This window comes from Streptomyces sp. NPDC037421 (assembly GCF_055602105.1).
Map to the genome: position 1 here is coordinate 109,641 of NZ_JBVJWV010000006.1, position 13,003 is coordinate 122,643.

At 71.8% G+C, this 13,003-nt stretch carries 15 protein-coding genes; 5 read left to right on the forward strand and 10 right to left on the reverse strand.

Going from position 1 to position 13,003, the window contains the following annotated elements; genetic code table 11:
* Nucleotides 1-417: 417 nt before the first annotated feature.
* From ACZ7IF_RS11555 to afsQ1, 3 genes are read right to left on the reverse strand one after another with little or no spacing between them, the layout of a single operon-like run.
* Entirely contained in the window at nt 418-1,047 is a 630-nt protein-coding gene (locus tag ACZ7IF_RS11555) for a hypothetical protein (protein ID WP_470967287.1), read from the reverse strand.
* Nucleotides 1,028-2,518 carry a sensor histidine kinase gene (locus tag ACZ7IF_RS11560; protein ID WP_470967291.1) on the reverse strand — a complete coding sequence of 497 codons (1,491 nt, stop codon included), beginning with the start codon at nt 2,516-2,518 and terminating at the stop codon, nt 1,028-1,030. Before ACZ7IF_RS11560 ends, ACZ7IF_RS11555 begins: the two co-directional genes overlap by 20 nt.
* Nucleotides 2,515-3,192, reverse strand: a complete 678-nt coding sequence (gene afsQ1 / locus ACZ7IF_RS11565) for a two-component system response regulator AfsQ1 (RefSeq protein ID WP_470967296.1) — start codon at nt 3,190-3,192, stop codon at nt 2,515-2,517. The genes ACZ7IF_RS11560 and afsQ1 overlap by 4 nt, the downstream gene beginning before the upstream one ends.
* Before the next feature lie 203 nt (nt 3,193-3,395).
* Between afsQ1 and ACZ7IF_RS11570 the strand changes: the two genes are divergently transcribed.
* Complete coding sequence (locus ACZ7IF_RS11570) at nt 3,396-4,100, forward strand: SigE family RNA polymerase sigma factor (protein ID WP_470967301.1); 705 nt, start codon at nt 3,396-3,398, stop codon at nt 4,098-4,100.
* A gap of 136 nt (nt 4,101-4,236) precedes the next feature.
* Here ACZ7IF_RS11570 and ACZ7IF_RS11575 read toward each other — a convergent pair whose 3' ends face one another.
* The gene (locus ACZ7IF_RS11575; protein WP_470967304.1) at nt 4,237-4,869 is read right to left on the reverse strand and encodes a uridine kinase family protein; all 633 of its coding nucleotides are present in this window, start codon (nt 4,867-4,869) and stop codon (nt 4,237-4,239) included.
* A 143-nt stretch (nt 4,870-5,012) separates the two neighbouring features.
* Between ACZ7IF_RS11575 and ACZ7IF_RS11580 the strand changes: the two genes are divergently transcribed.
* Nucleotides 5,013-5,387, forward strand: a complete 375-nt coding sequence (locus ACZ7IF_RS11580) for a hypothetical protein (protein ID WP_470967307.1) — start codon at nt 5,013-5,015, stop codon at nt 5,385-5,387.
* Between the two features lie 106 nt (nt 5,388-5,493).
* Here ACZ7IF_RS11580 and ACZ7IF_RS11585 read toward each other — a convergent pair whose 3' ends face one another.
* Genes ACZ7IF_RS11585 through deoC form a run of 3 tightly spaced genes read right to left on the reverse strand, consistent with a single transcriptional unit; the run spans nt 5,494 to nt 8,790 of the window.
* A complete protein-coding gene (locus ACZ7IF_RS11585; protein ID WP_470967311.1) occupies nt 5,494-6,393 on the reverse strand; it encodes an aldehyde dehydrogenase family protein in 900 nt (299 codons plus the stop codon).
* Nucleotides 6,386-7,822 carry an aldehyde dehydrogenase family protein gene (locus ACZ7IF_RS11590; RefSeq protein ID WP_470967314.1) on the reverse strand — a complete coding sequence of 479 codons (1,437 nt, stop codon included), beginning with the start codon at nt 7,820-7,822 and terminating at the stop codon, nt 6,386-6,388. Before ACZ7IF_RS11590 ends, ACZ7IF_RS11585 begins: the two co-directional genes overlap by 8 nt.
* 5 nt (nt 7,823-7,827) lie before the next feature.
* Complete coding sequence (gene deoC / locus ACZ7IF_RS11595) at nt 7,828-8,790, reverse strand: deoxyribose-phosphate aldolase (RefSeq protein ID WP_470968179.1); 963 nt, start codon at nt 8,788-8,790, stop codon at nt 7,828-7,830.
* A gap of 137 nt (nt 8,791-8,927) precedes the next feature.
* On the opposite strand from deoC, the gene ACZ7IF_RS11600 reads away from it, so the two are divergent.
* The 3 genes from ACZ7IF_RS11600 (at nt 8,928) to ACZ7IF_RS11610 (ending at nt 10,494) form a co-directional block, all read left to right on the forward strand.
* A complete protein-coding gene (locus ACZ7IF_RS11600; protein WP_470967316.1) occupies nt 8,928-9,557 on the forward strand; it encodes a PH domain-containing protein in 630 nt (209 codons plus the stop codon).
* Nucleotides 9,558-9,652: 95 nt separating this feature from the next.
* Nucleotides 9,653-10,228, forward strand: coding sequence for a VanZ family protein (locus ACZ7IF_RS11605; protein ID WP_470967321.1), 576 nt, complete (start codon nt 9,653-9,655; stop codon nt 10,226-10,228).
* 53 nt (nt 10,229-10,281) lie between these two features.
* On the forward strand, nt 10,282-10,494 hold the full coding sequence (locus ACZ7IF_RS11610) for a PspC domain-containing protein (RefSeq protein WP_362470016.1): 213 nt from the start codon (nt 10,282-10,284) through the stop codon (nt 10,492-10,494).
* Nucleotides 10,495-10,529: 35 nt separating this feature from the next.
* Here ACZ7IF_RS11610 and ACZ7IF_RS11615 read toward each other — a convergent pair whose 3' ends face one another.
* The 3 genes from ACZ7IF_RS11615 to ACZ7IF_RS11625 all read right to left on the reverse strand — a co-directional run bounded on the left by ACZ7IF_RS11615 (nt 10,530) and on the right by ACZ7IF_RS11625 (nt 12,980).
* Complete coding sequence (locus tag ACZ7IF_RS11615) at nt 10,530-11,297, reverse strand: hypothetical protein (protein ID WP_470967326.1); 768 nt, start codon at nt 11,295-11,297, stop codon at nt 10,530-10,532.
* 128 nt (nt 11,298-11,425) lie between these two features.
* Nucleotides 11,426-11,692, reverse strand: coding sequence for a hypothetical protein (locus ACZ7IF_RS11620; protein ID WP_470967331.1), 267 nt, complete (start codon nt 11,690-11,692; stop codon nt 11,426-11,428).
* Nucleotides 11,693-11,831: 139 nt separating this feature from the next.
* Nucleotides 11,832-12,980: an adenosine deaminase gene (locus tag ACZ7IF_RS11625; protein WP_470967337.1), complete on the reverse strand. Its 1,149-nt coding sequence runs from the start codon at nt 12,978-12,980 to the stop codon at nt 11,832-11,834.
* Nucleotides 12,981-13,003: the final 23 nt, after the last annotated feature.

Consider the following 13,003-nt stretch of genomic DNA (forward strand, 5'->3'; position numbering starts at 1 on the left):
TCGCGCCCCCGACCCTGGACCAGGCCTGCAAGGGCCCGGATGCCCGGCCGGCCAAGGCCCGGCCCCTCGCCTCATCACTGAGAGACCCGCCCCTCCGACCATGGACCGTGACCGTTCTTTTGGGGGCTTCCCGGCAGTCCTTTGTCTTTCCGGGGCGGGACGGTCGGTCAAGGGTGGCCGAAGGCCATCGCGTAGCGACGCGACCGAAGGGAGCGCCCTTGAGGGACCGGCCCGACACGGAAGGACGATGGGACTGACGGGAAACCCCCAAACCAGCCGTGAGACCGCCCGGGCAGGACGCCGCTCCCCGCCCCACCGGCCCGCGGACAAGGGGGCGGGTGGGCAGACACCGCCCCGGTCCGGGGGGTCGAGGGGGAGATGGCTGGCCCGCGCCGCAAGCCCCGTACGCCCCGCCCCCTACGACGCCGAAGGCGACGGCGTCGGGCTTGCCAGGTCGCCCAGGGTCGGGACCGACTCGGGCCGCGACCGGACCGCGTCCGTGCACTCCCACGCGCGCGGCGGGTCGGCGTTCGGGCCGCCCAGGACCACCGGGCCCGGGCCGGCCGAGACGGCGTCGCTCGCCGACAGGGTGCACACGATCTGCGCCAGCGCGACCGGCGGCAGGTCCTCCGGCTTGCGGCTGAGCCGCAGCGTTCCCGCCGGGTCGCCGGGGCGGGCCGGGGACGCCGACAGCTGGTCGGGGACGCTGGTGGTGAAGCCGCCGTCGCGTTCCTCCGCCGACGGGCTCCGTTCCAGTTCCTCCAGGAGCGCCTGCGCGACCAGTACGACGGGCTCCCGCGAGGCGCGCTTCTCGGGGACCGGGACGATCCGTTCCACGCCCACCAGCTGCGATCCGCACACCAGCTCCACCGTGGCCCGGAAGCCCTGGACCCCGCTCTGGCCCGCCGGCTGACCGGCGGTCTCGCAGGACACCCGGGACGGGGCCGCGCCCACGTCGACCGGCACCGTCGTGGCCCGGATGCCGCACCCGGACAGGACGGCCACACCCACGGCCAGCGCCGCGGCCCTACGCCTCCACGCCGTCACCGGCGATCACCGCCCCCACGTCCATCGGAAGCCGCAGCGTGAACACGGCTCCGCCTTCCGGCCCGTTCGCGGCCGTGATGTCACCACCGTGAATATGTGCGTTCTCCATCGCGATCGACAGGCCGAGCCCGCTGCCGTCCGACTTGGGCCGGGACGCGCTCGCCTTGTAGAAGCGGTCGAAGACGTGCGGCAGCACTTCCTCCGGGATGCCCGGGCCGTTGTCCCTGACCGCGATGACCAGCCACTCCCCCTCCACGCGCACCGACACCCGCACCGGCGAGCCGCCGTGCTTGAGCGCGTTGCCGATGAGGTTGGCGAGGATGACGTCCAGGCGCCGCGGGTCGAGCCGTGCCACGATGCCGCGCCCGGCGTCGAGTTCGACCGCGTCGAGCCAGGCCCGGGCGTCGATGCAGGCGGTGACCTGGTCGGCGACGTTGACGTCGTCGAGCACCAGCCTGGCCGTTCCCGCGTCGAAGCGGGTGACCTCCATCAGGTTCTCGACCAGGTCGTTCAGCCTCCGCGTCTCGCTGACGACGAGGCCGACCGCCGGGGCGATCATCGGGTCGAGGTCCTCGACCTCCTCCTCCAGCACCTCGGCGACCGCCGTCAGTGCCGTCAGGGGCGTGCGCAGTTCGTGCGACATGTCCGCCACGAACCGCCGGCTGGCCTCCTCGCGGGCGCTCATGTCGGCGACCTTCTTCTCCAGCGCCTCCGCCGTGCGGTTGAAGGTCCGCGACAGGTCGGCCAGTTCGTCGGTCCCCGACACGTCGAGCCGGTGGTCGAGCTCGCCCTCGCCGAGCCGTCGCGCCGCGTCCCCGAGGCGCTGCACGGGCTTCAGGACGGTCCGCGCCGCGCCCTGGGCGAGGAGCGCCGAGCCGAGCAGCGCGAGACCGGTGGCGATGGTCAGCGACCAGCCGAGCGCGTTGAGGTCGTCCCGTTCGGTGGCGAGGGACTTGTACATGTAGCCGGTGGGCCCGCCGCCCACGATCCGGGTGCCGCCGACCAGGTACGGGTTGCCCTGCGGCTTCGTCCGCTGCCAGTACATGTGGTACTCGGCGTCGTTGGCGGCGGTGGTCTTCTGCCGGTCGTTGACGGCGTACTGGAGGGACTTCGGTACGTCGTTCAGCCCGAAGGGGATCGCGCCGGCGGCGCCGATGACCTTGCGGCCGTCCTTGCGTTCGTGGACGAGCAGCACGCTGTACCCGGGGCTGCTGCCCGCCATCAGCTCGGCGGTCCGCTGTATCTCCTCGGGCGTCGGGTCGGCGGGCAGTGCCGCGGCCCGGTTCTGCATCTCCTGGCGGAAGTCGCCGAGGGCCGCGTCCTGGGTACGGGTGAGCACGGCCTCGCGGTTGAGCCAGTACGCGATGCCGGACGCGGAGACCGCGGCCACCAGCGCGACCAGCGCGAACACCACGAGCAGGCGCAGCCGCAGGCTGGTCCAGCGCCGGCCCGCGAACAGGGCCTTGGTCACTGCGGGGAGTCCAGCCGGTAGCCGACACCCCGGACGGTACGGATCAGCGTGGGCGAGGAGGGCACTTCCTCGACCTTGGCGCGCAGCCGCTGCACGCAGGCGTCGACGAGCCGCGAGTCACCGAGGTAGTCGTGCTCCCACACCAGCCGCAGCAGCTGCTGGCGGGAGAGCGCCTGGCCGGGCCGGCGGCTGAGTTCCAGCAGCAGCCGCAGTTCGGTCGGGGTGAGCTGGAGGTCCTCGCCGTTCTTCGTCACGGTCATCGCGGACCGGTCGATGACGAGGGACCCGAAGGTGGCGGAGTCGCTCGCCTCGCGCTCACCGCGCCGCAGCACGGCCCGGATGCGCGCGTCGAGCACGCGCCCCTGGACGGGCTTGACGACGTAGTCGTCGGCTCCGGACTCCAGGCCGACGACGACATCGATGTCGTCGCTGCGCGCGGTGAGCAGGATGATCGGCAGCTGGTCGGTGCGGCGGATCCGCCGGCACACCTCGAAGCCGTCGATCCCGGGCAGCATGACGTCGAGCACGATCAGGTCCGGCCGCTGCTCGCGCAGCAGTTTCAGGCCGTCCTCGCCCGTCGCCGCGGTGGCCACTCGGTGGCCCTGGCGTGACAGGGAGAGTTCGAGGGCCGTGCGGATGGCGTCGTCGTCCTCGATCAGCAACAGGAAAGGCACGGGCTCATTCTGTCCCATCGGCCGTCCGCACTTCGACCGTCCGGACGGTGGCAATCGCGAGGGACGCATTCGCGCCACGGTCTGGCGCACGGGTGGCTGTGACAGGCCTGTGACAGTCGGCGGACACCCTGGTTATACCCGGCGGGCAGTCTTTTCTCATCGACACGACGGACCGAAGCAGACTCCACGACGGGGGGCGCGAGATGAACACGCTGCACAGCACCACGACCAGCGCGGTTGTCACGCGGCTGCACGATGTGAACCGCCGGGCGGGTGTCCGTACGGTGACGGTCGCCCGTCAGCGGCCGGCACACGTCACAGCCATTGACGCGAAGCAGTACCAGGCGGTTCCCGCGCAGCGCACCGCGTCGGCGCCGTCCTCCACGTCGGAGGCGGAGTTCACCGCCTACGTCCAGGAGCGGCGGGCGGCGCTGTACGCGACGGCCTTCCACCTCACCGGCGACCGCCACGAGGCCGAGGACCTGCTGCAGAGCGCGCTGTTCTCCACGTACCGCGCCTGGGACCGGATCAGCGACAAGGCCGCGGTGGGCGGGTACCTGCGCCGCACGATGACGAACCTGCACATCAGTGCCTGGCGTCGGCGGAAGCTGAACGAGTACCCGACCGAGGAGCTGCCGGAGACGGCGTCGGACACGGACGCGATGCGCGGTACGGAGCTGCGCGCGGTGCTGTGGCAGGCGCTGGCCCGGATCCCGGAGCCGCAGCGCACGATGCTGGTGCTGCGGTACTACGAGGGCCGTACGGACCCGGAGATCGCGGAGATCCTGGGCATCAGCGTCGGCACCGTGAAGTCGAGCATCTGGCGCTCGCTGCGCCGGCTGCGGGAGGACGAGGTGCTGAGCTTCGGGCGTGACGAGTCGGAGTCCTTCGGGGAGCTCGTCGCGTAACCACAAGACCATGGGGCCAGGGGGCCCGTCCTACGGGGGTGGGACGGGGGCCGCAGGGGGAGAAGAGGCGGGATCAAGCGGCCGGGGGTCCGCGTGATCCCGCCTTTTCGCTGTGTCCGGGTGTCCGGCCGTCCCGTCAGAGGGCGGTGGGGGTGCGGTGGCGGCCCGCGGCCGCGGCGGCCAGCCGGCCGAGGGCCTCGTCGCGGCCGCAGGCGTGGGCGCCGAGGCGGACGTGGCGGGCGACGATGCCGCGTTCGGCGCGCATCAGGCGGTAGCCGCGGCGCAGCAGGAAGGGCACGGACTTGCGGCCTTCGCGCAGGTCGCGCAGGAAGCGGCGGCGGAAGGTGGTCGAGGGGCGGCCGCGCAGGCAGATGGCGTCGGCGAGCAGGCCCAGTTCCTGGCAGCGGGCCGCGATGTCGGCGGCGAAGATGCCTTCCGCGATGAACAGCGGGGTGCGGTCGATGTCGAGGGTCTCCGTGCCGGTCCGGGAGGACGTGGCGATGGAGTAGACGGGGACGTCGGTGCGGCCGGCGGCGCAGAGTTCCGCGATGGCGGCGACGGCGGTGTCCGCGTCCCAGGAGAGCGGGGAGTCCCAGTCGATGTCGGAGCTGCCTTCGACCAGCGGGAGGGTCGGGTCCGTCGCCTCTTTGTAGAAGTCGTCCAGGCGCAGTACGGGGAGGCCCGACCGGGCCGCGAGCGAGGACTTGCCGGAACCCGAGGGACCGGTCAGCAGTACGACGCGCGTGGGAAGGGGAGATGAACAGCTCACGGGAGACCAGTGTGAGGCATTACCCGGCGTATCAACACACTGCCGACAGGCCCTGCGACCGGTCTCACACGGCGGGTTGGAATCGGGGATCCCGCCTCCACTACTCTGTGTGCGCACGCGACTACGACCACAGGCAGGAACCCATGGCCCGTCACGCAGCCCCCGAACCCTCTCCGCACCGGCTCCGCGCCGCCGGCCTGAGCCTGTCCATGGCCGGGGCGGCCCTGGCGATGGCGGCCGGCGGGGCCCAGGCCTCGCAGACCCACCTCCAGGCGGCCGAGACCGATCTCCAGGCGGCGGTGGCCGGGGTCGCCAACCCGCTCGGGGACCTGAAGGTGAACCCGCTCGCCAAGACCGGGGTGGACCCGCTGGACAACGGGGTGGCGACGAAGGTCGCGGACTTCCCGGCCGTGGGCACCACGATGGTGACGGGGATCCTGACGCAGGGGCCGTCTGTGAAGGAGCTGCCGACGGCGGCGGTCACCTCGCTGCTGGGGCCGGTGCTGCCCAAGCAGTAGCGGGCGGGCGCACGAAGGCCCTGGCAGCGCGGAACCCTCCCCCAGCGGTGGCTGGGGGAGGGTTCCGCTGCCGGGGCCGGCTTTCGTGTGCTCGTACCGGTGGGTACTAGTACGAGGATCCGCCCGAGCCCAGCGAGCCCGTCGGGTGCCAGACCGTCTTGGTCTCCAGGAAGGCCGTCATCCGGTGGGTGCCGGGGTCGGCGGTCCAGTCGTCCACAGGCTGTGGACGCAGGACGCGCTTGAGGTTGTCCGCCGCCGCGATCTCCAGCTCCTTGGCGAGGGCCGTGTCGGCGCCCGCCAGGTCGATGGCGTTGACGTCCTGGTGGGCCGCCAGGTGGGGGCCCATCTCGGCGGCCTTGCCGGAGAGGATGTTGACCACGCCGCCGGGCAGGTCGGAGGTGGCCAGCACCTCGCCCAGGGAGAGGGCGGGGAGCGGGGCCTTCTCGCTGGCGATGACGACCGCGGTGTTGCCGGTCGCGATGACCGGGGCGATCACCGAGACGAGGCCCAGGAAGGACGACTGCTGCGGGGCGACGACGGTGACGACACCGGTCGGCTCCGGGGTGGAGAGGTTGAAGAACGGGCCCGCGACGGGGTTGGCCCCGCCCACGATCTGGCCGATCTTGTCGGTCCAGCCCGCGTACCAGACCCAGCGGTCGATGGCCGCGTCGACGACGGCGGCGGCCTTCGACTTGGACAGGCCCTCGGCCTCGCCGACCTCGCGGACGAACTGCTCGCGGCGGCCCTCCAGCATCTCGGCGATGCGGTAGAGGATCTGGCCGCGGTTGTAGGCGGTGGCGCCGGCCCAGCCGCCGAAGGCCTTGCGGGCCGCGACGACCGCGTCACGGGCGTCCTTGCGGGAGGACAGCGGGGCGTTGGCCAGCCAGTTGCCCTTGGAGTCGCTCACCTCGTACACCCGGCCGCTCTCGGAGCGGGGGAACTTGCCCCCGACGTACAGCTTGTAGGTCTTGAAGACGTTCAGGCGGGTCGCAGAAGACTCAGACATCGAGGTAGGCCTCCAGACCGTGGCGGCCGCCCTCGCGGCCGAAGCCCGACTCCTTGTAGCCGCCGAAGGGCGAGGTCGGGTCGAACTTGTTGAACGTGTTGGCCCACACCACACCGGCGCGGAGCTTGTTGGCGACCGCGAGGATGCGGGAGCCCTTCTCCGTCCAGATGCCGGCGGACAGGCCGTACTGGCTGTTGTTGGCCTTGGCGACGGCCTCGTCGGGGGTGCGGAACGTCAGCACGGACAGGACCGGGCCGAAGATCTCGTCGCGGGCGACGGTGTGCGCCTGGGTGACGTTCGTGAAGAGCGTCGGGGCGAACCAGTAGCCGGCGGACGGCAGCTCGCACGCCGGGGACCAGCGCTCGGCGCCCTCGGCCTCGCCGGTGTCGGCCAGGGCCGTGATCCGGGCGAGCTGTTCGGCGGAGTTGATCGCGCCGATGTCGGTGTTCTTGTCGAGCGGGTCGCCCAGGCGCAGCGTGGAGAGGCGGCGCTTGAGGGAGTCGAGCAGCTCGTCGTGGATCGACTCCTGGACCAGCAGGCGGGAGCCCGCGCAGCAGACCTGGCCCTGGTTGAAGAAGATGCCGTTGACGATGCCCTCGACGGCCTGGTCGATGGGGGCGTCGTCGAAGACGATGTTGGCGCCCTTGCCGCCCAGCTCCAGGGTGACCTTCTTGTCGGTGCCGGCGATCTGGCGGGCGATGGCCTTGCCGACCGCGGTGGAGCCGGTGAAGGCGACCTTGTTGACGTCCGGGTGCTCGACGAGCGCCGCGCCCGCGTCCCCGTAGCCGGGGATGATGTTGACGACGCCCTTGGGCAGGCCGGCCTGGCGGCAGATGTCCGCGAAGAACAGGGCCGAGAGGGGGGTGGTCTCCGCCGGCTTCAGGACGACGGTGTTGCCGGTGGCGAGCGCCGGGGCGATCTTCCACGCGAGCATCAGCAGCGGGAAGTTCCACGGGATGACCTGGCCGGCCACGCCGAGGGGGCGGGGGTTCGCGCCGTAGCCGGCGTGGTCGAGCTTGTCGGCCCAGCCCGCGTAGTAGAAGAAGTGCGCGGCGACCAGGGGGAGGTCCGCGTCGCGGGTCTCCTTGATCGGCTTGCCGTTGTCCAGGGTCTCCAGGACGGCCAGCTCGCGGCTGCGCTCCTGGATGATCCGGGCGATGCGGAAGAGGTACTTGGCGCGCTCGGAGCCCGGCAGCGCGGACCACTTCTCGAAGGCCTTGCGGGCGGCCTTGACGGCGCGGTCGACGTCGGCGGCACCGGCCTGGGCGACCTCGGACAGCACCTCCTCGCTGGAGGGGCTGACGGTCTTGAAGACCTTGCCGTCGGCGGCGTCGGTGAACTCGCCGTCGATGAAGAGCCCGTAGGAGGGGGCGATGTCGACGACCGAGCGGGACTCGGGGGCCGGTGCGTACTCGAAGAGGGATGCCATGGTGATCAGTCCACCGTCACGTAGTCGGGACCGGAGTAACGCCCGGTGCTCAGCTTCTGGCGCTGCATGAGCAGGTCGTTCAGCAGGCTGGAGGCGCCGAAGCGGAACCACTCGTTGGTCAGCCAGTCCTCGCCCACGGTCTCGTTGACCAGGACCAGGAACTTGAGGGCGTCCTTGGTGGTGCGGATGCCGCCGGCCGGCTTCACGCCGATCTGGATTCCAGTCTGCGCCTTGAAGTCGCGCACGGCTTCGAGCATGAGCAGGGTGTTGGCGGGGGTGGCGTTGACGCCGACCTTGCCGGTGGAGGTCTTGATGAAGTCGGCGCCCGCGAGCATGCCGATCCAGGAGGCGCGGCGGATGTTGTCGTACGTCGACAGCTCGCCGGTCTCGAAGATGACCTTGAGGCGGGCGGCGGTGCCGTCGGGGCGGACGCAGGCCTCCTTGACGGCCTTGATCAGCTCGTACGTCTCCAGGTAGCGGCCGGCGAGGAAGGCGCCACGGTCGATGACCATGTCGATCTCGTCGGCGCCGGCGGCGACGGCGTCCCGGGTGTCGGCCAGCTTGACCGGCAGCGCGGCGCGCCCGGCCGGGAAGGCGGTGGCGACGGAGGCGACCTTGACGTCGGCGCCGTTCAGCGCGGCCTTGGCGGTGGCCACCATGTCGGGGTAGACGCAGACCGCGGCGGTCATGGGCGTGCTGCGGTCGGTCGGGTCGGGGTTGACGGCCTTGGCGGAGAGCGCCCGGACCTTGCCCGGGGTGTCCGCACCCTCAAGCGTGGTCAGGTCGATCATCGAGATGGCCAGGTCGATGGCGAACGCCTTGGCCGTCGTCTTGATCGAGCGGGTGCCGAGTGAGGCCGCGCGGGCCTCCAGGCCGACTGCGTCTACGCCGGGCAGCCCGTGCAGGAAGCGGCGCAGCGCGCTGTCGGACGTCGTCACGTCAGCGAATGCGGTGAGGGTGGTGGGCATGGTCACCAGATGAGCATATCTACGCGCGTAGCGCCTGTCACCCCCCACGGTGCACATATGGGCGTGAGATCCGTCATCGGAGCTCCCGGGGCCGCGCGCCCGCACCTCCCGGCGGACCATGCGGCACAATCGGCGGCATGACTACGCCCTCCCCCCACGAGCCGGTCTACGCCGACCGCGTCTACCGCTCCCCCATGGCCGTCGTCTCCGGGGTGCTGCTCCTCGCGCTCGTCGCCTGGCTGTGCGGGGACGCCGTCGTGCGGGGCGGGGGGAACGCGCGCTGGACCGGCATCGCGGTCGCGCTGCTCGCCGTCCCGCTGATCGTGGCGTTCACCCTCCGCCCGGCCGTCTTCGCCAACGACGACCGGATGCGCGTCCGCAACCCCTTCCGGATCATCGAGCTGCCCTGGGCCGCCGTCGACGCGGTGCGCGCCGGGTACTCGGCGGAGGTGCTGGCGGAGGGGTCGAAGTACCAGCTGTGGTCGGTGCCGGTGTCGCTGCGCGAGCGCAAGAAGGCCGGCCGACAGTTCAGCCGCGGGAACGCGCTGCGCGGCAAGGGCATGGAGGCCGAGGGCGCCGGGGACGAGCCGTCCGCGCCGCCGCGGGCCGCCGCCGACCGGGCCGTGGACGAGCTGCGCGAGCTCGCCGAGCGCGGGGCCGGCCGGCCCGGCGCGCAGGGCGGGGTCCGCGTGCGGTGGGCGTACGAGATCATCGCGCCGGCGGTGGTGGGCGCGGTACTGCTGGCCGTGCTGCTGGCCACGGGCTGATCCGCCGATCGGGACATCGGCTGGGCTGCCGTAACCGCTGCGTAACGGCCGCGGGTGCCGGAACCGGTGCCGCCGGGGGGTGCGTCCTCGCAGGTGTGCACCGTCATGAGGGCAGCGGCAGCGCCGCCACCGCCACGAAGCTCCCGCTCCGGTCCCGGCTCCTGAGCGGGGCCCTGCTGGCCGCTCATCTGCTGCTCGTCGGATGGCTGACCCTGAGCCCCCTGGACGTCCCCTGGGCGGCGGCCGCGAACCTGACCCCGCTGGAGGGGATCAGGGCGGACCTCGCGTACGGCCCGCTGGAGGCCGCGCGGCGGATCGGCGAGGGGGTGGCGCTGCTGGCCCCGCTGGGGGTGCTGCTGCCCCTGGCCGGGGGGCGCCTGACGCCCGGGCCGCTGGCGGCCTGGTCCTCGCTGGTCCGGACGGCGGCCGCGGCCGTACTGATCTCGCTCGGCATCGAGATGCTCCAGACCGCCGTCCCGGGACGGGTGCTGGACGTGGACGCGCTGCTGCTGAACACGGCCGGAGTGGTGATCGTCCACCTGGCCGTCGTGCCGGTGCTGCGCGCCAGGCTGCGCCGCGCCCATGCGTCTCAGGGGCCCACCCCGAGAATTACCAGGGTCGGCATCGGACCCTGGACCGAGGTCCTTTCGGCGGTACCGCGCGAGTATTGAGGCATCGCGGAAGGGAAAATCCCGGAGCGCGATCCCATCCGAAGGAGAAGAAAATGAGCGCGATTACCCGCCCCCGTGACGGACGGATGATCGGCGGCGTCTGCGCCGGGCTCGCACGGCGTTTCGGCATCAAGACCCGCACGATGCGGATCATCTTCGTGGCCTCGTGCCTGCTGCCCGGACCGCAGTTCCTCATCTACCTGGCGCTGTGGCTGCTGCTCCCGAACGAGAAGGCCGGCGCGGGCTCCGCGCAGACCGCCTGGTAGACCCCCCGGGGACCCGAGCGGCGCTCCGGCGGGACTCAGCCGGCCTTCTTGACCTTCTCCAGCTGCTTGTCGGCGACTTCCTGCGGGACCAGCGCCTTCTGGTCCGCGGCGGCCACGTTCAGGGCCATCAGCCGCACGACCCGGTCGCCCTGGCGTACGACGACCAGGTGGACCGGCGCCGAGACGCCCTCGGCGGTGGCGGTCGTGGTCCAGCTGACCGTCTCGTCACCCGCCGTCCTGTACGGGACGGCCTTCACGTCCCGGTAGCGGCCGGTCTGCTTCTCGACGGTGGCGGTGAAGCCCGCACCGCAGGCCGCGACGGCCTCGCGCAGCCGGGCGACGACCCGCTTCGCCTCGGGTTCCCCGTAGGAGCTGACGGAGGCGGAGACCGCGAGTCCCACCTGCTTCTGGGAGCCGATGCCCCGGTTGACCGTCTCGTGGGCGGCCGGGTCGGGCTTGTCGCCCATGATGTCGGCGAGGGGCTGGCAGGCCTTCTTGTCGGCCTGCGGCTGCCCGTCGGGGGCGTTCGGGTTCTTGCCCTGTGCGGAGACCTGGTAGCCGGCGAGGTCGCCCTGGACGAGGGCGGCCCGCTCCAGGCTCGCGTCCTTGGCCTTGGGCGCGGTGGGGGCCGCCGGGGCGCCGGGCGCGCCCGACGCGCGGACGGCCGCGGAGCCCTTGGGGTCGGGGGTCTTCCCTGGCGCGGAGGTGTCCGTACCGCCGCCGCACGCGACTGCTCCGAGGAGCAGGGCGGGGAGCAGGGCGAACCTCGTGGCGGGCGCCGTGAATCGTGCCGTGATGCGCATGACCGAACCTCATACCCCGTACGTCGGCGGGCAGTTGGTGGTGATCGTGGCACACCGCGCGACGCGGCGCACACCTCCTCGAAGGGGCGTGCGCCGCATGCACGTGCGTGCGACTTCCGGGGTTCCGGTCAGCCGAGGGCGCCGAGCGGGCCGGCCACCGGAGCCAGGCCGCCGAGCAGCTGGCCGACGGGGGCGGCGGCGTCGGTGGCCTCACCCTCCTGCGCCGTCTGCTGCGTCTGGTCGGTGAGGGAGCTGGTGGCGCTGGTCAGGGAGCCGAGGGTGTCCGTCAGGCTGGCGGCGGGGAGCGCCGAGGCGGAGGCGGTGCCCGCGGCGCCCGCGGCGAGGGCGGCACCAATCACAGCGACACCGAGGGACTTGGCAGCAGACTGCTTCATGAAAAATCGTCCTTGCGACGGGGAACTGAGCGGCTCCGCAAACTAGCCACTTCAAACCGCCTCCCGCAAACATCCTTAAATACGAGAAAGCGTCCGGGAGTTGAATCTCCCGGACGCTTTCCGTGGGTCAGCCCGTGGCCTAGGCCGAGACAGTTCCGCTGGTGGAAGCGGTCTGCCGGAACAGCCATTCGGACTTCAGCTCCGCGTAGCCCGGCTTGATCACGTCGTTGATCATCGCGAGTCGTTCATCGAAAGGAATGAACGCGGACTTCATCGCATTGACGGTGAACCACTGCATGTCGTCGAGCGAGTAGCCGAAGGTGTCGACCAGGTGCTCGAACTCGCGGCTCATGCTGGTGCCGCTCATCAGGCGGTTGTCGGTGTTGACCGTCAGCCGGAAGTGCAGCTTGCGCAGCAGGCCGATCGGGTGCTCGGCGTACGAGGCGGCCGCGGCGGTCTGCAGGTTGGAGGTCGGGCACATCTCCAGGGGGATGCGCTTGTCCCGGACGTACGAGGCCAGGCGGCCCAGGGTGACCGAGCCGTCCTCGGCGACCTCGATGTCGTCGATGATCTTCACGCCGTGGCCGAGCCGGTCGGCGCCGCACCACTGCAGGGCCTGCCAGATCGACGGGAGACCGAAGGCCTCGCCCGCGTGGATCGTGAAGTGGTTGTTCTCGCGCTTGAGGTACTCGAAGGCGTCGAGGTGGCGGGTGGGAGGGAACCCGGCCTCGGCGCCGGCGATGTCGAAGCCGACCACGCCGTTGTCGCGGTAGCGGTTGGCCAGCTCGGCGATCTCCAGCGCGCGGGCCGCGTGGCGCATGGCGGTCAGCAGGGCGCCGACGCGGATGCGGTGGCCGTTGGCCCTGGCGCGGCGCTCGCCCTCGCGGAAGCCGTCGTTCACGGCCTCGACGACCTCTTCGAGGGTCAGGCCGGCTTCGAGGTGCTGCTCGGGGGCGTAGCGGATCTCGGCGTACACGACGCCGTCCTCGGCCAGGTCCTCGGCGCATTCGGCGGCGACCCGGAAGAGGGCCTCCTTCGTCTGCATGACGGCGCAGGTGTGCGCGAACGTCTCCAGGTAGCGCGGGAGGGAGCCGGAGTCCGCGGCGTCACGGAACCAGACACCCAGCTTGTCGGCGTCGGTCTCGGGCAGCTTGTCGTAGCCGACCTCGGCCGCCAGCTCGATGATGGTCCCGGGACGCAGCCCACCGTCGAGGTGGTCGTGCAGCAGCACCTTCGGGGAGCGGCGGATCTGGTCCGGAGTGGGCAGGTTGGGGGTCTCGCTCGTCATCCCGGCACTCTACTCCTACGCGC